This window comes from Promicromonospora panici, assembly GCF_900608595.1.
GTDB classification, from domain to species: Bacteria; Actinomycetota; Actinomycetes; order Actinomycetales; family Cellulomonadaceae; genus Promicromonospora; species Promicromonospora panici.
In genome coordinates this window covers 123,432-141,864 of record NZ_UWYY01000001.1, presented here as the reverse complement: position 1 = coordinate 141,864, position 18,433 = coordinate 123,432, and the positions used below count along the sequence as shown (strand labels likewise).

The 18,433-nt window shown below is 72.5% G+C and carries 14 protein-coding genes; 10 read left to right on the top strand and 4 right to left on the bottom strand.

What is annotated here, in order from left to right:
* Positions 1 to 2: 2 nt before the first annotated feature.
* Positions 3 to 1,325: an SLC13 family permease gene (locus EW117_RS00620; protein ID WP_129782782.1), complete on the bottom strand. Its 1,323-nt coding sequence runs from the start codon at positions 1,323 to 1,325 to the stop codon at positions 3 to 5.
* Positions 1,326 to 1,467: 142 nt separating this feature from the next.
* On the opposite strand from EW117_RS00620, the gene EW117_RS00615 reads away from it, so the two are divergent.
* From EW117_RS00615 to EW117_RS00570, 10 genes are all read left to right on the top strand, one after another.
* A complete protein-coding gene (locus EW117_RS00615) occupies positions 1,468 to 2,163 on the top strand; it encodes a FadR/GntR family transcriptional regulator (protein ID WP_129783067.1) in 696 nt (231 codons plus the stop codon).
* Positions 2,160 to 2,921 carry a sulfite exporter TauE/SafE family protein gene (locus EW117_RS00610; RefSeq protein WP_129782781.1) on the top strand — a complete coding sequence of 254 codons (762 nt, stop codon included), beginning with the start codon at positions 2,160 to 2,162 and terminating at the stop codon, positions 2,919 to 2,921. Before EW117_RS00615 ends, EW117_RS00610 begins: the two co-directional genes overlap by 4 nt.
* 83 nt (positions 2,922 to 3,004) lie before the next feature.
* Positions 3,005 to 3,634 carry a winged helix-turn-helix domain-containing protein gene (locus tag EW117_RS00605; RefSeq protein WP_129782780.1) on the top strand — a complete coding sequence of 210 codons (630 nt, stop codon included), beginning with the start codon at positions 3,005 to 3,007 and terminating at the stop codon, positions 3,632 to 3,634.
* A complete protein-coding gene (locus EW117_RS00600; RefSeq protein ID WP_129782779.1) occupies positions 3,631 to 4,989 on the top strand; it encodes an MFS transporter in 1,359 nt (452 codons plus the stop codon). Before EW117_RS00605 ends, EW117_RS00600 begins: the two co-directional genes overlap by 4 nt.
* Before the next feature lie 97 nt (positions 4,990 to 5,086).
* Positions 5,087 to 5,980 carry an LppM family (lipo)protein gene (locus tag EW117_RS00595; RefSeq protein ID WP_129782778.1) on the top strand — a complete coding sequence of 298 codons (894 nt, stop codon included), beginning with the start codon at positions 5,087 to 5,089 and terminating at the stop codon, positions 5,978 to 5,980.
* 29 nt (positions 5,981 to 6,009) lie between these two features.
* Entirely contained in the window at positions 6,010 to 6,756 is a 747-nt protein-coding gene (locus EW117_RS00590; protein WP_129782777.1) for an LppM family (lipo)protein, read from the top strand.
* Positions 6,753 to 7,730 carry an alpha/beta hydrolase gene (locus EW117_RS00585; RefSeq protein ID WP_242503993.1) on the top strand — a complete coding sequence of 326 codons (978 nt, stop codon included), beginning with the start codon at positions 6,753 to 6,755 and terminating at the stop codon, positions 7,728 to 7,730. Before EW117_RS00590 ends, EW117_RS00585 begins: the two co-directional genes overlap by 4 nt.
* A gap of 90 nt (positions 7,731 to 7,820) precedes the next feature.
* A complete protein-coding gene (locus EW117_RS00580; protein WP_129782776.1) occupies positions 7,821 to 12,194 on the top strand; it encodes an SCO7613 C-terminal domain-containing membrane protein in 4,374 nt (1,457 codons plus the stop codon).
* Positions 12,195 to 12,301: 107 nt separating this feature from the next.
* Positions 12,302 to 13,999, top strand: a complete 1,698-nt coding sequence (locus EW117_RS00575; RefSeq protein WP_129782775.1) for a DNA-3-methyladenine glycosylase 2 family protein — start codon at positions 12,302 to 12,304, stop codon at positions 13,997 to 13,999.
* 73 nt (positions 14,000 to 14,072) lie between these two features.
* A complete protein-coding gene (locus EW117_RS00570; RefSeq protein WP_129782774.1) occupies positions 14,073 to 14,627 on the top strand; it encodes a methylated-DNA--[protein]-cysteine S-methyltransferase in 555 nt (184 codons plus the stop codon).
* 106 nt (positions 14,628 to 14,733) lie between these two features.
* Here the strand turns inward: EW117_RS00570 and EW117_RS00565 are convergent, their stop codons facing one another.
* The 3 genes from EW117_RS00565 to EW117_RS00555 all read right to left on the bottom strand — a co-directional run bounded on the left by EW117_RS00565 (position 14,734) and on the right by EW117_RS00555 (position 18,163).
* On the bottom strand, positions 14,734 to 15,660 hold the full coding sequence (locus EW117_RS00565) for a carbohydrate ABC transporter permease (RefSeq protein ID WP_129782773.1): 927 nt from the start codon (positions 15,658 to 15,660) through the stop codon (positions 14,734 to 14,736).
* The gene (locus EW117_RS00560) at positions 15,657 to 16,649 is read right to left on the bottom strand and encodes a carbohydrate ABC transporter permease (protein ID WP_422889933.1); all 993 of its coding nucleotides are present in this window, start codon (positions 16,647 to 16,649) and stop codon (positions 15,657 to 15,659) included. Before EW117_RS00560 ends, EW117_RS00565 begins: the two co-directional genes overlap by 4 nt.
* A gap of 128 nt (positions 16,650 to 16,777) precedes the next feature.
* Positions 16,778 to 18,163: an ABC transporter substrate-binding protein gene (locus tag EW117_RS00555; protein ID WP_242503992.1), complete on the bottom strand. Its 1,386-nt coding sequence runs from the start codon at positions 18,161 to 18,163 to the stop codon at positions 16,778 to 16,780.
* Positions 18,164 to 18,433 lie beyond the last annotated feature (270 nt).

The following is an 18,433-nucleotide window of genomic DNA, read 5'->3' as shown; positions in this document are numbered from 1 at the left end:
GCTCACCAGCCCGGCAGGACGAGGATGCCCCACACCAGCAGCGGCCCCGCGAGAGTGACGATGATGGCGTAGTTGAGGATCTGCTTGTAGTAGGCCTGCTCGGAGATCGTGTCCGGGCGGTTGGCGAGCATCAGGGCTCCGTTCGTGGAGAAAGGGCTGACGTCGACGATGGTCGACGAGACAGCCAGGGCGGCCGCCATCGCCCAGGGGCTGACGCCGCCGCCGGCGATGAGCGGCACGGCGATCGGGATGATCACCGGCAGCAGCGCCGTCGACGACGCGAACGCCGAGGCGATGCCGCCGACGTAGCAGAGGATCAGGGCGCCGATGGCGGCGATGCCCAGGCCTGCGGCCCAGTTCCCGATGTACTCGGGCGAGCCGGCCTCGGTGAGGATCGTGGCGTAGGTGCTCACGCCCGCGACGAGCAGCACGGTGGGCCACGCGATCTGCTTGACGGCGTCCTTGTGCTGCTGCGGGGACAGCATCGCGAGCACGACCGCCGCGGTGATCGACACGAAGCCGATGTTCTGGTCGAACGCGAGGGCGGTGGTGGCGACCGCGGCGAAGGCGACGAGAGTCAGCACGTGGTCGCGGCGCACGCCTACGGCCCGGGTCATGGTCGAGACGCCGGCGCCCTGGCCGCTGACGGTCACCGACTGCCCGCCCTTGTGCAGGTCGTCGACGACGTGGCCGGCCGCGTCGGCCGGGTCGACCCGCTCCTGCATGAGCTGGCGCCCGCCGAGTGCGAAGAACAGGATCACGGCCATCGCGGTGTTGACGGCGAGGGAGGCGATGAAGACGCCCATCTCGGTGCCCTCGTAGCCGACGTCGGCCATGACCGAGTTGGTGATGGTGCCGTAGATGCTGATCGGGGAGAACCCGCCGCCCTGGGCGCCGTGCACCACGAACATGCCCATCATGAGCGGGTTGATCTTGTAGCGGCGGGCGAACCCGAGCGCGACAGGGCCGATGATCGCGCAGGCCGCCGGGCTGGCCGCGCCGATGGCGGTGAGCAGCGCGGTCACCGCGAACATGACCCAGGGGATGAGCGCCACCCGGCCCCCGACCGCTTGGATGGCCTTGGCGACTATGAGGTCGACGGTGCCGTTGTTCTTGGCGATGGAGAACAGGTAGGTGACACCGATGAGGGTGAGGACGAGATCGGCGCTGATGCCGCCCAGGATCTCCTTCTCATCCATGTGCAGCGCGAAGACGCCGACGAACCAGGCCGCGACGTAGGCGAGCGCGCCCATGTTGATCGGCAGCACCGTCCCGGCGACGAACAACGCGACGAGCGCGATGATCGCGATCCACTCAGGACCCATGACAACTCCTCTTCCCATCGCGGCGGACACCTTTGACCGACGAGGCGCGATGGATCAGTGGCCTAGCCAATAGGCCAGTGCGCCATCTGTCAAGTATTCTCGGCGGGTGACCCCCAAGGCTTCCGCCGAACTGCCGTCCCGAATGACCCGCACGCGCCTCTACGAGCAGGTCGCCGAGCAGATCACGGCCTGGATCCAGCAGAACGGGCTCGAGGCCGGGGATCGGCTGCCGCCCGAGCGCGAGCTCGCGTCCCGTCTCGGCGTCAGTCGCGCGACCCTCAGTCAGGCCCTCGTCGCGCTCGAGGTGGTCGGCGCCGTGGTGGTGCGGCACGGGGACGGCACCGTGCTGACCGGCAAGCACAGCGAGAGCCGCATCGTCGAGGCCATCCGCGCCCACTCCGACCGCTTGCCCGAGATCATCGACATCCGGGACGCGCTCGAGACCAAGATCGCGGCGCTGGCCGCGCAGCGGCGCACCAAGGACGATCTCGTCGCCATCGACGCCGCCCTCGACGCGATGGAGGAGTCCATCGAGCACGGGGACCGAGGCGTGGACGCCGACGAGCAGTTCCACGCGGCGGTGACCGCCGCCGCGCACTCCGATCTCCTGGCCCAGACGATGCGGGAGATCGCGAGCCTGATCCGGGAGAGCCGGATCGAGTCGCTCTCGCAGCCCGGCCGGCCGCGCAACTCGCTCAACGGCCACCGCGCCATCACCGACGCCATCCGGGCGCAGGACCCGGAGGCCGCCGCCGCCGCCATGCACGCGCACGTCGAGATGGTGAGCGACGTGGCGCTTCTGCGGGACCAGGGCCGCGATCAGGCTCAGGATCGATGACCGGCTGGGAACAGCTCGCGGTCCTCGGCGCCGGGCTCGGCGCGGGAGTCCTCTCCTCGACGGTCGGCGTCGCGTCGCTGCTGAGCTTCCCGGTGCTCCTCGCCGTCGGGCTGCCGCCCGTCGTGGCGAACGCGTCGAACACCGCGGGCCTGGTGGCCGCGGGGGTGAGCGGCTCGTTCGGCTACCGCCAGGAGCTGCGCGCGCATCCCGCCGCCACCCTGGCCGTCCTCGTGACGTGCGCGGTCGGCTCGGTGGGCGGGGCGGTCCTGCTGCTCGCGCTCCCGCCGGGCGTGTTCGAGGCGGTCGTGCCCTGGCTGATCCTGATCTCCTGCCTGCTGGTGGGCGCGCAGCCGTGGATCAGCAGGTGGCTGCGCCGCACCCGCGACGAGCCGACCCGGCTGCGCCACCACATCTCGCCGGCGACCGTCGTCTTCTCGGTGCTGACCGGCGCGTACGGCGGCTACTTCGGGGCGGGGGCCGGGGTCATGATGGCCGCCGTGCTCGGGCTCGGGACCGACCTGCCGGTGCACGTCGTGAACGCGCTGCGGACCGTGTCGCTGCTCGCCGCGAACGTCGTGGCGACCCTCATCTTCGTGTTCGTCGCCGACGTCGACTGGCTGGCGATCGGACTGCTGGCGGCCGGGTCCGTGGTGGGCGGATACGTCGGCGCCCGCATCGGCCGCAGGATGCCGCCGACGGTCTTCCGGGTCCTGGTGGTCCTGGCGGGCACGGCCACCGCCGTCGTCATGCTGCTCTGAGGCTTGGTGCTCGCGGGAGAGCTGTGCATAAATTTTGTGCACGGGTCTTGTGCATAGAGTTTGTGCATGGTTATTGTGCACGCATGAGCACTCCGCACGACGACTTCCGCCTTACTCCCGAGGCCGTCAAGGTCCTCGCCCACCCGCTGCGGTCACGCCTGCTCAGCACGCTGCGGCGCGGCGGCCCTGCGACGGCGACCACGCTCGCGACGGCGCTGAGCACGAACTCCGGCGCCACCAGCTACCACCTGCGCAAGCTCGAGTCCGTCGGCCTGGTCGCCGACACCGGCGAGGGCGCGGGCAAGCAGCGCCTGTGGCGGGCAGCCACGAGCTCGCACAGCTGGGAACGCACGGAGCTGTCCCACGACGAGGACGCCGCCACCGCGCTCGGCTGGCTGGAGCGCGACTACCTGCGCCTGTTCAGCACCGAGTTCGGCCACTGGCTCGACGTCGCCGAGGCGTGGCCCGGAGATTGGCAGGACGCCACCGGCATGGGCGACGCCTGGGTCACGGTGAACCCGGACCAGCTCAAGGCGTTGCGCCGAGAGCTGGACGAGGTCATGGCGCGCTACCGCGACGCCGATCCAGCTCCGGACGGGCGACGCGTGACCTTCTGGCACGCGGCCTTCCCGCTGGAGCCGGACGACATCCCAGGCACCGACGACGCGGCGGACGACGCCGGCACCACCGAAGAGGGAGCTGACCGGCCATGACCCCGCTGACACCCGCGCGCGCCCGGCAGGTCTTCCTGCTGCTGACCCTGACCCGCTGGTTCCCCGTCGGTCTGATCGTCACGGTGACCACGCTTCTCCCGCTCGAGCGCGGCCTGTCCGTGACCCAGGCGCTGACGGCGCTGGCCCTCACGGGCTTCACCGTGTTCGTCCTGGAGCTGCCCACCAGCGGTCTGGCCGACGCGCTGGGCCGCAAGCCTTTGCTCGTCGCGGCGGGCGTGCTGCAGGTGGCGGCTGCCGTGCTGTTCCTCACCGCGCAGTCGTTCTGGGCGTTCGCCCTGGCCGCGGCGGTCACGGGCATGTTCAGGGCGCTCGACTCGGGCCCGCTGGAGGCCTGGTTCGTCGACACGGTGCACGCGACCGAGCCGGGGGCCGACGTCGACCGGCCGCTGGCCGCGCACAGCACGGTGCTCGGCGTGTCCATCGCCGCCGGGGCCCTGGTCTCGGGCGGGCTCGTCTGGTGGCACCCGTTCGACGCGTGGTCCGCCCTCGCGCTCCCCTACGCGGTGTACGCCGGGCTCTCGGCCGTTCACCTCGTCGCGGTGACGGTCCTGGTTCGCGAGGTGCCGCGGGTTCAGGCACCCGTGGCCGACGGCGCCGGCGCGGCCGGGCCCGGTGCGCCGCCGACCGTCCCGCCGTCGAGCAGCGGGCGAAGGCACGTGGGAAGCCGGGCGCTGGAGTCCGCCCGCCGGACGCCCGGGGTGATCCGCGACGGCCTGCGGCTGGCGCGGGACAACCGGGTGCTGCGCTGGCTGCTGCTGGTCGAGGTGTTCTGGAGCACCGGGATGGTGGTGTACGAGACGTTCCAGCCCATCCGCCTGTCCGAGCTGCTGGGCGGCACCGCCGCCGGTGCGGCCGTCGCGGGTCCCGCCGCCGCGGCCGGGTGGGCGGTGTTCGCCGGCGGGGCCGCGCTCAGCGGGCTCGCCACACCCCGCATCGGCGTGGCCCGCACGGCGATCCTGGCGCGGGTCCTCAACGGGCTCGGGGCGGTCTGGATGGGCCTGGCGCTCGGCCCGGTCGGCCTGGTCGCCGCCTATCTCGTGACCTACGGGCTGCACGGCGCGAACGGGCCCGCCTACCAGGCGCTGCTGCACCGCGAGGCCGAGTCCCGGAACCGCTCGACGGTGCTGTCGATGGCGTCGATGCTCTCGTTCGCGGCGTTCTCCCTGGCCGCCCCGGTGCTCGGCTGGACGGCAGGCGTCCTGTCCACCCCGATGGCCATGGTGATCGGCGGGGCGTTCAGCACGCTGGGCGCCGTCTGCTTCCTGCCGGCGCTGCGCCGGGAACGGGCGCTGGCCCGGGACGCGGCCGCGGCCGCGCCCGCCGCCGTCGTCTGACCGCCTGGCCATACCCGCTACCCGGCACCCCGGCCATGGGGACAACTCCCCACTATCAGGCTTTTCGATACCGAGGCTCGGCCTGCATGCTGTCTCAGTGATCCGTTCCCGCCGCGTCGAAGGCGCAGCCGTCCTCGCCGTACTGACCCTGGCTCTGTCCGGGTGCGTGCGCCTGGGCGTCGAGGTGGACCTGAAGCCCGACAACGCGGCGGCGTCGGGCATGGTGCTCGCCGTCGAGGACAGGTACCTGGACCAGACGGGGCAGTCGCCCGCCGACGTCATCGACACACTGACCCAGGGCCAGGAGGACCCCGCGCAGGACGCGCTCCGGACCGAGGACTTCACGCAGGGCGGCTACACCGGCACGCGCTACGTCTACCCGGAGGTGGGCATCGGCAAGGTGGGCGCCCGTGTGGGCTGGCCGATCGAGGTGGTCCGCAAGGGCGACGACTACCTGGTCTCCGGCGTGCTCGACCTCACCGAGCAGGGCCTCGGCGGCCGGGGCGGCGCGTCGCTGGACAACCTCAGCGTCACCGTCGACATCACGTTCCCGGGCAAGGTCAAGACCTCGAACGGCACCGTTGACGGCAACACCGTGCGCTGGGAGCCGCCCGTGGGCGAGACCGTCGAGATCTCCGCGCGCGGCTCGGCGATCGGCCCGACCGAGAAGAAGGACGCGGCGGCGGCGACCGGGGCCACCGAGGTGGTGGCGATGCCCGTCGTGCCGGAGTGGATAGTCCTCGTGCTCGGGCTGAGCGGCCTGGTGATCTTCCTGCTCATCGGCGTGATCGTGTGGCAGGCCATGCTGCGCGTCCGCGACCGCGACCGCCGACCGGCCGACGGCGCACCGCCGTACCCGCAGCAGCAGGTGCCGCCGCCGGTGGCGCCCCAGCCCGTGCCGCAGCAGTACGGCGCCGTCCCTGCGCATCCGCAGGAACATGTCACGCCGCAGGACCCGAACCGGCCGCCGAGCTTCCCGCCGGGGTTCTGACCCGGACGGATGTCGGGCATCATGACCGGGTGAACCTCGTCCGGGCCCTCGCGGGCGCGACGCTCGTCCTGGCACTCGCCGGGTGCGTGCGCCTCGACCTGCAGACCACGCTCACCGACCACGACACGGCGGACGGCACGCTCGTCATCGCGCTGGCCGATGACGCGGTCGGCATGTTCGGCAGCGACCCCGCCGACGTCTGGGCCGACTACAAGGGCGAGGTGGTCGGCGACATCCCGAAAACCGTGACCGAGGAGCCGTACGCCGAGGACGGCTACACCGGCTCCCGCTACACGTTCGACGACGAGCCCCTGGCGACCCTGGCCGCGATCAGTGACGGTGAGCTCGAGGTCACCCGCGAGGGCGACGAGTACGTGGTCTCCGGCGTGCTCGACCTGTCCCAGCGGATGCAGGGCATCGAGAACGCTCCCGAGGGCGCGCTCGGCTCCGTCGAGGCCACGATCGCGCTGACCTTCCCCGGCCCGGTCACGGAGGCCAACGGCCGGATCGACGGCAGCACCGTCACCTGGCGCCCGGACGCCGAGCAGGCCACGACCCTGTCGGCGCGCGGGCCGGCCACGCCGCCCGCCGTCGGCCCCATGCCGACCGCCGAGGCGACGCCCACCGCGGAAGGAAACCCCGCGGAGGGCATCATCTCCGACTGGGGCGCACCGATCACCCTGGCCACGTTCCTGGTACTCGTCATCGGCGGGCTGATTGCCTATATCGTCAGCCGACGGCAGCGCGCGCGGCAGGCCGACCAGGCGCACGCATGACGCACGGGAGCGACATGGAGATCGACGGGGACGGCTGGACCGAGGACGTGCTGGGCGCGGGCTTCGAGGCCCGCACGCTGCGGCTGCCGGGCGGCGCCGAGGCAACGCTGGTGCGCTACCTGCCCGAGGAGGGACCCGGCGTCGGGCGAGCGCCCGTGCTGTACGTGCACGGGTTCACCGACTACTTCTTCCAGCGGCATGTCGCGGAGGCGGTCGCCGGGCGCGGGTACCCGTTCTACGCGATAGACCTGCGCGGCCACGGGCGCTCCATCGACACGTGGACCGCGTCCGGCCACGACGCGAACCTGGTGAACAGCCTGCGGCTCTACGAGCAGGACCTGGACGCGGCGGCGGACGCCATCGCCGCAGACGGCCACACCGGGCTGGTGCTCCTCGGGCACTCGACGGGCGGGCTGATCACCTCGATGTACGCGCACTCGCACCCGGGCCGGGTGACCGCCCTGGTGCTGAACAGCCCGTGGTTCGACCTGCGGGGCAGCTGGTCCGACCGGACGCTGGTCACCCAGGCGGTGTACGTGCTCGGCTGGATCGCCCCGCGCACCGTCGTGGCCACGCTCGGCGGGGACTACGGCCGGGCGCTGCACCAGACCACGGGCGGCGAGTGGGACTACGACCTGGCCTGGAAGCCGACCCCCGGGTTCCCTGTCCGGGCGGGCTGGCTGGCCGCGATCCGGCGGGGCCACCGCCGGATCGGGCGAGGGCTGGCCGTGCAGTGTCCGGTGCTCGTGTGCACGAGCGATCGCACCGGGCCCGACGGCGGTGAGGCGGCCGTGATGCTCAGCACGGACGCGATCCTCGACGTCGCGCACATGCACGCGCGGGCGCCGAAGCTGGGCAAGACGGTGACCATCTCGATCATCGAGGGCGGCGCCCACGACCTGGCGCTGTCCCCGAAGCCGGCCCGGGAGAAGTACCTGACGACCGTGCTGGACTGGCTCGACGCCGCGACCTGACGGGCGAAACACACATTCGGCATGAAACCGTAACCAGTTCCACGCGTGCCGTACAGCCTGCGAACCGCACGGCTCGGCCAGGCTTCCGCCATGGAAGAGACGTGGGTCGGTCACGCACTGAGGCGGCTGCCCGATACCCGAACCTGCCCCGGATGCGGCACGATCCTGCGGGACGGCGTGTGTGGTCACTGCAGGCTCGACCTCCGCGGCCAGCGCGGGATCGAACTGCACGAGGCCTCGCTCGTCGCCGAGCGGGCGATCCGGGACCGGCAGCGGATCCTCGACGAGATCCGCGCCGAGCAGCCCGCGGCGGGCCGGTTCGCGCGGATCGCGGACGGCGGGCAAGCTGCGGGCGGCGCGGCAGGGGGCTCGACTGGCTCGGGCAGCGGTGCGGGCTCTGCGAGCGGTGCGGGCTCGGGCACTTCTCTGGTCGAGCCGATCGAGCCGGTCGGGACCCAGGTTTCGACAGGCTCAACCCGCGACGCGACGGCCAAGACCACCGCTGAGATCCCGGTCGAGCCGCGCAGTACGGTGGCCCTCCAGCCGATCCTCGCCGGCGTGGGCGCCGCGCTGCTCGCCGTCTCGGCGGTGGTCTTCGTCTTCTTCACGCTCGCCGACCAGCTCGTCCTCCGCACGATCGCGACGCTGCTGGTCACCGTCGCCTCGATCGTCGCGGCGGCGCTGATGCGGCGCGCCGGCCTGCGGTCGTCGGCGGAGGCGGTGGCTGCCCTGGCCGTCGCGCTGTCCTGGGTGTGCGCGGAGCTCGGCCTGCAGGCAGGGCTGCTCGGCGGCGTCAACGACTTCCTCGCTCGCGCCGTCCTACTGGCGCTGCTCGCCCCGTCCCTGGTCGTCCTGGGCGCGCGGCTGAGGGTGCGCTCCTGGGCGGCCGCCGGCACGGTCTCGGCGCCGCTGGTCCCGCTGCTCCTCGCGGCGGGCCTGTCCGACGTCGTCCCGCGCGGCTGGGTGTGGATCCTCGCCCTGGTCGCCGCCGCCCTCGTGGCGCACGCCGGGATCGGCGTGCTGCGGCGGGTGAGCGAACGCCTCGGTCTGGCTCCTCGGTGGGAGGCGCGGGTGCTGGGCGTCGCCCGGACCGTCGCAGTCCCGGCGGCACTGGTCGCGACGGTCCTGGCCGGGTTCGCCCCGCTGCCGTTCGCCGCCTGGTGGGCGCTCGTCTCGGTCGGCGCGGTCGCTGTCGGACATTCGCTGCGCGTCCGCACGTGGGTCACGACGGGCCTGGTCATGGCGCCGTTCGCCGCGTTCCCGGCGGCGCTCGCCCTGCCGGACGACGCCGTGGCCCGGCCGTGGGCGATCAGCACCGGAGCCCTGCTCGTCGCGCTGGCCACGCTGGGCGGCCCGGCGGTCGCACGGATCACCGGGCCGCGCGTGGGCTCCGCACTGCGGGTGGAGCTCCGGCTGCTCGAGGTGGCGCAGGCCCTGTCGGTGGTCGTCGCGGTCGGCGCGGCCCTCCTGGTCCCGCCGGTAGCGGCGCTGGCCGGCCTGCCGGGCGACGGCGAGACCGCCGTCCTGCTGGCGACGACCGCCGTGGTCGCCGCAGTGCTCCGCCGCGGGACGCATCGCCGCTGGTGGACCTTCACCGCCGGTTCCCTCGGCGCGGTCGCCGCCCTGTTCCTCGCGACGTGGGACGGGGTGGACTTCCTGTGGGTCCTGCCCGCGGCGGCCGGCACGGCCTGGCTGGGGCTCGCGGTCGCGCTGACCGCCCTGGTCGCGATGCGGGCGCGCCGGCTGGTGCCCGCCGCCCGGACGCGCGCCGACCTGCTGCTCGCGGCGTGGCTCGTCGGGGTGCTCGTGTCCGTTCCAGCCGTCTGGGCGACCATTCCGCGCGTGTTCGAGGTGCTGTTGGTGGCGCTGGAGCTCAGCCCCGCGCCCGAGCTGGGCGCCGGCCCGCTCGGCGCCCGCTTCATGATGACCGAGGCCCGCGACCCCGGCCTGTTCGGGCTGGTCGTGCTGACGCTGCTGGTCCTGGCCGGATCGCGGCTGGGCGTCGCCGCGGGCACCACAGCCACCCGGACCGCGCCGGTGGTGCGCACCGCGCGCGTCCTCGCGCCCTGGGTGACCGTCGTCCTCGTCCTCGCGGCGGCCCTGCACCCGGGGCTCTCGGCCGCGACGTCGCTCGCGCTGCTGGCGGGTCTCGCGGCCGTGCTGCTCGCCGCCGCCGCGGATCCGGCGCGGTCCTGGCGTGGGCTGCGGCCGGTGGTCGCCGGGGTGCGGTCCGGGTTCGACGCCGTGCGCCGGGCTTCCGGCGTCCTCGCCCGGGTCGGCGGGGCGCCGATGCGGCCGGACGAGGTCCCGTCCTGGCGGGCCGCCGCCCTGACCGGGGCCTGTGTCGCGCTCGGCCTGCTGGCACTCGGCTCCTGGCAGACCCGCCCGACGGTGCTGGCCGCGTCCGTCGTCGTCGTGCCGCTGGTGCTGGCCGGCCGGGCGGCCCTCCCGCGCCCGGCTCACCCCGCCCTCGTGGGCGGCGCGTACGCGTACGCCCTGGTGGTGGGCGGGGTCTGGCTGGGCTGGCTCGGGCTGGACTGGGTGGCGGCGGTGTGCACTGTGTCGGCGGCCGCGTCCCTGACGGCGGCCGCGGTGACCGTCGGTTCCCGGGCAGCCCGCGGCGAGTGGTTCGCCGTGCTCGGCGTGACCGCCGTGCCGTTCGCGCTCGGCGTGCTGACCGTGATCGCCGAGCGCACCTGGTGGTCCGCCGGGTCCGCCTCCGCGATGCTGCTGCTGGAGCTGGTGCTGCTGCTCACCCGGCGGGCCGGCCTGGGACCGGCCGTGCGCGTGCTGGCCGCGGGCCTGTTGCTGCCCACCGTCTCCGTCGTGACGGTGAGCGCCGGCGCGATGCTGCTGCCGGTCAGCGGGTCGCCGGTGCTGCTCCCGATCATCGCGGCGGCCGTCGCCGTCGTCGCGGGCGGGGCGCCGCGCGTCGCGGGATTCCTCGCGGACCGGGTGCCCGACGGCGCCGTCGTCGGACGCCAGGTGCGCGTCGTGCTCGAGCTGAGCGCCGTGGTCACCGGCGCGATCACCGTCGGGCTGGCCTACGGTCGCCCCTCTGCCGGGCCCGACATCGCGGTGGCCGTGCTGCTGCTCCTCGCCGTCGGGGCCGGCGTCGTGGCGCGCGAACCCGACCGGACCCGTGTCTGGTGGCTCACCGGCGCGCTCGCGACGGCGGCGGTCTGGACCGCGCTGGCGGACGGCGGCGTTCGGCTCGTCGAGGCGTACACCCTGCCGCCGGCGCTGGCCGCGGTCCTCGTCGGGACACTGCTGGCCCGGCGGGTGGTGCACGGCTGGCGGCTCGCTGCCGCCGGCACCGTGCTCGCGCTGGTGCCGAGCGTCCTGACGATGGCCCTCGTCCCGGAGCCCGGGAACCCGCGTGCCTGGATCCTCCTGGCGGTCGGGCTCGTCGTGACGCTCACGATCGTGGGGCTGCGGCGGTGGCCTGTCGTCTCCGCGGACTGGACGGCGCGTGCCCGCGCGCTGCTCGCCGGCGCCGCGCTGCTGGCGAGCGCAGGTCTCGCCGTGGAGTCCCTGCAGGTCGCGAGCCACGCCGTCGGCTTGCCCGGAGCGCGCTTCGCGATCGGGCTCGGCTGGGCGAGCGCGGCCGGGGTGCTCTCCTTCGGCGCGATGACCGGCGCTTTCGGAGTGACGGCCGGCCCGCTCGGCACGATGACCGGCGCGCGGGCGGGGGCGCCGTCGGGCCGCCTGCGGCGTGCGATCGACCTGGGCGGCCACGCGCCCGCGCTGCTGTTCCTCGTCGCGGGGGCCGTGGCGAACGTGGAGCCGCACTGGGGCGCGATAGTCACGCTCTGGGTGCTGGAGGTCGCGCTGCTGGTCCTGCTCGTGCTGGTCGCGCGCCGGCTCCTGCGAGGGCTGACCACCGGTATCCCGTCCTGGGCCGTCTGGCTGGGCGCGCTGGCGGCGGCGATCGCTGCCTGGACCCCGCGTGAGCTGCGGGTCGAGGTCTTCTCCGTGCCGCTCGGCGTCGGTCTGGTCGTCGCGGGCTGCTTCGCGCTCGGCGAGTGGGAGGCGCAGACGAAGGTCGGCGGGCCCGACTCCGCCCGCGTCCCGCAGCGCACCCTGGTCGGCTGGCCGGTCGGCTGGACCGGCTCGTGGGCGCTGCTCGGCCCGGGCATCCTGGCCTTGCTCGGGCCCTCGGTGCTCGCCACCTTCACCGACCCGCAGACGTGGCGGGCGGTGCTCGTGGTCGGCGTGGCGCTGGCGGGCGTGCTCGTGGGCTCCCGCCGGGGGCTCGCGTCGCCGTTTTTGCTCGGCGTCTGGGTGCTGCCGGTCGAGGTGCTCGTCGTGTTCCTGACCCAGCTCGGGACCGAGATCTCCGCGGTGCCGTGGATGCTCACGCTCGCGGCGGCCGGCGGGGTGCTGCTCATCATCGCCACCCTGGACGAACGACGCACCGCAGGCTACGGGGGTGCGGCGGCGTACCTCCGCGACCTGCGGTGAGCGCGGGCGGCGTCGGCCGGGTGCGTCCGGAGCCCGTCTGACGGCGCTCACTGCCGTGTCCGAATCCCGCTAGCCGCCGCGTCCGGACGGGGCGCAGGATGGTGGCTATGACCGACGTCGAGCTCCGCGATCCCGCGTTCACCGAGCGTTATCGCGCCATCGCCGCGCGCGACTCCCGCTTCGACGGGCAGTTCTACACGGCGGTGCGCACCACCGGCATCTACTGCCGGCCGTCGTGCCCCGCACGCACGCCGAAGGCCGAGAACGTGTCCTTCTACCTGACCTCCGCTGCCGCGCACGAGGCCGGGTTCCGCGCCTGCAAGCGCTGCCTGCCCGAGGCAGCGCCCGGCACCCCCGCGTGGGACCTTCGCCGGGACCTCACGGGGCGCGCGATGCGCCTGGTGGCCGACGGCGTCGTCGACCGGGAGGGGGTATCCGGGCTGGCCACGCGCCTGGGCTACTCCGAGCGGCAGCTGCACCGCCTGCTCGTCAGCGAGCTGGGTGCGGGGCCGCTGGCGCTGGCCCGGGCGCAGCGCGCCCAGACGGCCCGGGCCCTCCTGGTCGGCACGTCGCTGCGCCTGGCCGACGTCGCCTTCGCGGCCGGGTTCGGCTCGATCCGGCAGTTCAACGACACCGTGGCCGAGGTGTTCGGCGCGACGCCGTCGGAGCTGCGGGCCCGTCGGCGGCGGACCGCGCGCGAGGCTGCGGGCTCCGGGCGCGAGTCTGGGGGCTCCGGGCGCGAGGCTGCGGGCTCCGGGCGCGAGGCTGCGGGCTCCGGGCGCGAGTTCGGTCCGTTGCTTCGAGATCGGTCGGCTGATGGACCGAACTCGAAGCATCCGGCCGAAGTCGGTGCAACGGACCGAACTCGGACCGCCCAACCGACCGAACTGGCGCCCGCGCTCGTGGAGCCCGTCCGGATCTCGCTCGCCCTGCCCGTGCGGGAGCCGTTCGACGCGCGTGGTGTGCTGGAGTTCCTCGCCGTCCGCTCGGTCGAGGGCGTGGAGTCGGCCGACCTGGACGCTCTCCGGTACGCACGCACCGTCGCCCTGCCGCACGGCCCCGGGGCGTTCGAGGTACGCGTGCCGCGTCCGGGCAGCGGCCGGGTCGAGCTGGATCTCGAGCTGACCGACCTGACTGACGCCCCGGTCGCCGTCGCGCGGGTGCGGCGGCTCCTGGACCTAGACGCCGACCCGGTCGCCGTCGACTCCGCGCTCGCCGCCGACCCGGCGCTCGCGCCGTCGGTCGGCACGGTGCCCGGGATCCGGGTGCCGGGCACGCTCGACCCTGCGGAGCTCCTGGTCCGCGCGATCGTCGGCCAGCAGATCAGCGTCGCCGCGGCTCGTACCCACCTGTCCCGGCTCGCGAAGGGCGTAGGCACCCCGTATGCCTCGGCGTTCGGCGGCCTGACCCGCCTGTTCCCCACGGCCGCACAGGTGGCCGACGGCTCCGAGGCGCACCTGCGCCTGCCTGCCCGGACCCTGGCGACGGTGATCGGCGCCGGCCGCGACCTCGCCGCCGGGACCCTCACCCTGAGTGTCGGCGACGACCCCGACGACCTGCGCCGACGCCTGGTCTCCCGGCCAGGGATCGGCCCGTGGACGGCCGGCTACGTGGCGCTGCGGGTGCTCGGCGACCCCGACGTCCTCATGGACGGCGACGTCGCCCTGCTCGCCGGCGCCCGCAACCTCGGCCTGGTCTCCGCGGAGGATCCCCGGCCCCACCAGTTCAAGGAGCTCGCCCGGCGCGGTGCAGTGTGGGCGCCCTGGCGCTCGTATGCCGCGATGCACCTCTGGCGCTCCGCCTGACGTGTCAGAAACACAGGTCACTGCGGGTGACCCATGCGTCTGACAACCCGACCCACGGAAGGAAGCACCACCCATGTACGCAACGACTCTCACCACCCCCGACGGACCCTTCAGCATCCTCGTCGGCGCCGAGGCCTCCGGAGCCGCAGGCGGCCCGGCCCAGGAGGCGGTCCTCGCCTCCGGCTGGACCACGGACCTCGACGCGCTGCACGCGCTCGTCCACCCGACGGTGCGCGGCACTGTGAGCGCTGAGCAGCTCGACCGGCCGTCGACGCCGGACGGCGTCCTCGGCGAGGCCGCGGACGCCGTCCGCTCCTACTACGACGGCGACCACGGGGCGCCCGGCCGTGTGCCCGTGCGGCAGGCGAGCGGGCCGTTCCGGACCCACGCGTGGGACGTGCTGCGCGAGGTGAATGCCGGCGAACGCCTGACGTACAGCGAGTACGCGGTGCGGGCCGGCCGCCCGGCGGCGGTGCGTGCGGCCGCCGGGGCGTGCGCCATGAACGCTGCGGCGCTGTTCGTGCCGTGCCACCGCATCCTGCGCCTGGACGGCACCCTGGGCGGTTTCCGCTACGGCCTACCGATCAAGGAAAGCCTGCTGGCCCGCGAAGCCACCCTGCCGAGGTAGAACCAGGGCGAGGTAGAACTCTGGCGAGGTGAGAACCAGCGGGTTCGCTGCGGTTCTACCTCGCCAGAGTTCTACCTCGCCCTGGTTCTACCTCGCCAGCTTGGGGTCAGCCCTTGACCGAGCCCGCCAGCATGCCTCGGACGAAGAAACGCTGCAGTGCGAGGAACACGATCAGCGGGACGATGATCGAGATGAACGCACCGGCGGACAGCACGTGCCAGTCGCCGCCACGCGAGCCCGCCATCTCGGCGATGCGCACCGTCAGCGGCGACGTGCTCGTGGAACCCATCACCAGACCGACGAGCAGGTCGTTCCACACCCACAGGAACTGGAAGATCCCGAACGCGGCGATCGCCGGAGTGAGCAGCGGCATCATCACCTTGAAGAAGATCTGCACGTGGCCCGCACCGTCGACGCGAGCTGCCTCGACCAGCGAGGACGGGACGTCCTTCATGAAGTTGTGCAGCAGGAAGATGGCCAGCGGCAGCGCGAACATCGAGTGCGACAGCCAGATGGGCCAGAACGTGCCGTTGATCCCCGTGTCGACGTAGGCGGACAGCAGCGGGATGAGCGTGATCTGGATCGGTACGATCTGCAGCGCGAAGACCATGACGAACAGAAAGTCGCGGCCCTTGAAGTCGATCCACGCGAACGCGTACGCCGCGAGCAGCGCGATGGTGATCGGGATGAACACCGCGGGCAGCGTGATCACGAACGAGTTCACGAAGTAGTCGATCAGGTTGGTCGAGCTGCCGAACAGCGCCGTCTCGTAGTTGCGCATCGAGAACACGCCCTCGCCCGCGAACGCGTCACCGAAGACCGTCCACCAGCCGCTGCGCCGGATATCGAGCTCTGGGCGGAACGACGTGACCAGCAGGCCGAACGTCGGCACCGTCCAGAGGATCGCGATCACGATGGCGAGCGTGCTCGCCCATGGCGAGGTGAGCGCCTTCTTCGCCTTGCGCGCTCGATCGCCGACCGTCGACGGCGGAGCGGTCACCTTGGGCGTCACGGCCGGCTGTGCGGTACTCATCGGACCTCCTCGGCCAGGCGCATCTGGCGCACGTTGTAGATGATCACCGGGATGACGATGATGAACAGCAGCACGGCGAGAGCGGCGCCCATGCCGGCGCTGTTCTGCCGGAAGCTCTGCTCGTAGAACTCGTTCGCGACGACCGAGGTGCCGTACCGGCCGGCGGTCATCGTGCGGACGATGTCGAAGGCCTTGAGCGTGGTCATCGCGATCGTGGTCAGCACAACGACGAGCGCCGGGCGGATGCTCGGGATCGTGATGCGCCAGAACATGCCGAAGCCGGACAGGCCGTCCAGGCGGGCCGCCTCGACGATGTCGGTGGGGATGGCCCGGATCGATGCCGAGAGCAGGGTCATCGCGAAGCCCGTCTGGATCCAGATGAGCACGACCATCAGCAGGAACGTGTTGGCCGGCCGCTCCAGCAGGAACTGCACGGGCGTGCCGCCGAGCCAGACGATGAGCTGGTTCAGGAGGCCGGTCTGTTCGATGCCCGGCTGGTCGGGCTTGTACTCGTAGACGAACTTCCAGATGATGCCCGCGCCCACCATCGAGATGGCCATCGGCAGGAACACCAGTGCCTTGGCGAACTTCTCGAACCGGCTGTGGTCCACCACCACCGCGTAGACCAGGCCGATGAACGTGGCCAGGGCCGGCGCGACCAGCACCCAGAGCGCCGTGTTCCCCAGGACGAGGAGGAACGCGGGTTCGCTGAACGCCCTGATGTAGTTGTCGAGACCGACGAAGGCCGAACCGTTGCGGTTTTGGAACGAGTTCACGAAGGTGCCGACTGCCGGGTAGAGCAGGCCGGCCGCCAGGAGCAGCAGCGCCGGGCCGACGAATCCGCCCGCGACGAACCACTTCGAGGGATTCCGTCTCCGGTCCACCACGAAGAGGATCAGGGCCATCACCACGACGAAGAGCGCGATCGCGATGATCATCAACAAGAACTTGTGTACCGGGTCGTCACCGGCATTCAGAAACCAGTCCACGGATCCTCCAGATCCTGGTTGTCGGTCCGGCCGTCATCGCCCGGGCCATGTCCCGAGCCTAGGCCGACGGAGGCGCGGGACACGAGGTCCCGCGCCTCCGCGCGTCACTCAGGGCCGAGAACTATGGGTCAGTCCTCGGGCCAGGAGGCTTCGATGTCGTCCGTGACCTCCTGGCTGCTGAGGTCAGAGGCGAACCACTCGGTGATTCCGGCCCAGAAGGTGCCGGCACCGACCTCGGACGGCATCAGGTCGGAGGCGTCGAACCGTGCCACCGTGGCCGGGTCGGCGAGGATCTCGGCCGAGAGCCGGTCGAAGTCCGTGGCGAGCAGCTCCTGGTCCAGGCCGTTGTTGGCGCTCACCCAGCCACCGGCCGGGGTGGCCGCCGCCTTGGCGTTGGCCCAGTCGGCGCTGGACAGGTAGGTCTGGAACGCCTGCACCTCCGGGCGGTCGGTGAACGCACCGATGAACTCGCCGGCCACCAGGGTCGGACGCTCGTCGGTGGTCTCGGCCGGCAGGTAGAACGCGTAGACGTCGCCGTCGGGCGCCACCTCGGTGCCCTCAGGCCACTGCGTCTGGTAGAAGTTCGCGGCCCGGTGCATCCAGCACGAGCCCTCGAGGATCGGGTAGCCCGCGTCGGTCCAGGGCGCCGTCGCGATCGAGTCGACCCCGCCCAGGCCACCGTTCACGTAGTCCGGGTTCTTGAGGATCTCGCCTGCCTGGTCCCACGCCTCGACGATCTGCGGGTCGTTGAACGGGATCTCGTGGGTGTACCACTGGTCGTAGACCTCGGGCCCCGCCGAGCGGAGCACGACGTCCTCGATGAAGTCGGTGCCCGGCCACCCGGTGGCGTCACCGGACTCGACACCGGCGCACCACGGGATCGCGCCGCTGTCGGCGATCTCCTGGGTGAGCGCCATCATGTCGTCCCAGGTCTCCGGGATCTCGTAACCCGCCTCCTCGAACATGGACGGCGAGTACCAGACGTACGACTTCACGTTGGAGCCCAGCGGCGCCGCGTAGAACGTGCCGTCGACCGTGCCGTACTCCTTCCATTCGGGCGCCCAGCCCTCGTCGACGTTGGCCTCGACCTGCTCGGGAGCGGGCAGGACGGCGTCGTACTGGCGCACGAGCGTCTGGAGCAGGCCCGGCTGCGGCAGGATCGCGATGTCCGGCGGGTTGCCGGCCTGGACACGCACGGGAAGCTGCGCCTCCATCTCGCGCGACGCCTCGTACTCGACCTCGACGCCGGTGCACTCCTCGAACGGTTCGTACGACGCCTGCTGGGTCTCGCCCTCAGGGTCGACGATCGTGGTGTAGACGGTGACCGTCGTGCCGTCGAGGTCGCCGAACTCCTCATAGGGGGCGCAGTCGATCTGGTAGGGACCTGCTGTCTCTTCTCCGCCTCCGCCACCGCCGTCATCGGTGTCGGCACAGGCCGACAGGATCAGGGCCAGGCTCGCGCCCGTCGCCACAAGGGCGGCCGCTCGGCGCTTGGAAGCCATCCGGATAGTCATCTCGTGCTCCTCCACTGCTTCGTGTGGGCTGAGAACCCTCTGACGTGCGGGTACGGCCCGGCAGACTGCCAGGTTGCCCTTCCTCAACGCAACCGTGGTTCACGATCCAATGCAAGCCCATACAGCACCGCCTTGCATTACGAAACCGTTGCAATCGACCGCACCGCCCAAGCCAGGTGAAACCCCCGGTCGGCTCCGCGCAAGCACCCAGGCTGACGTGTCGGCGGCGGGACGTAGGCTTGTGCCGCCAGATCACTGGTGCCCCTACGG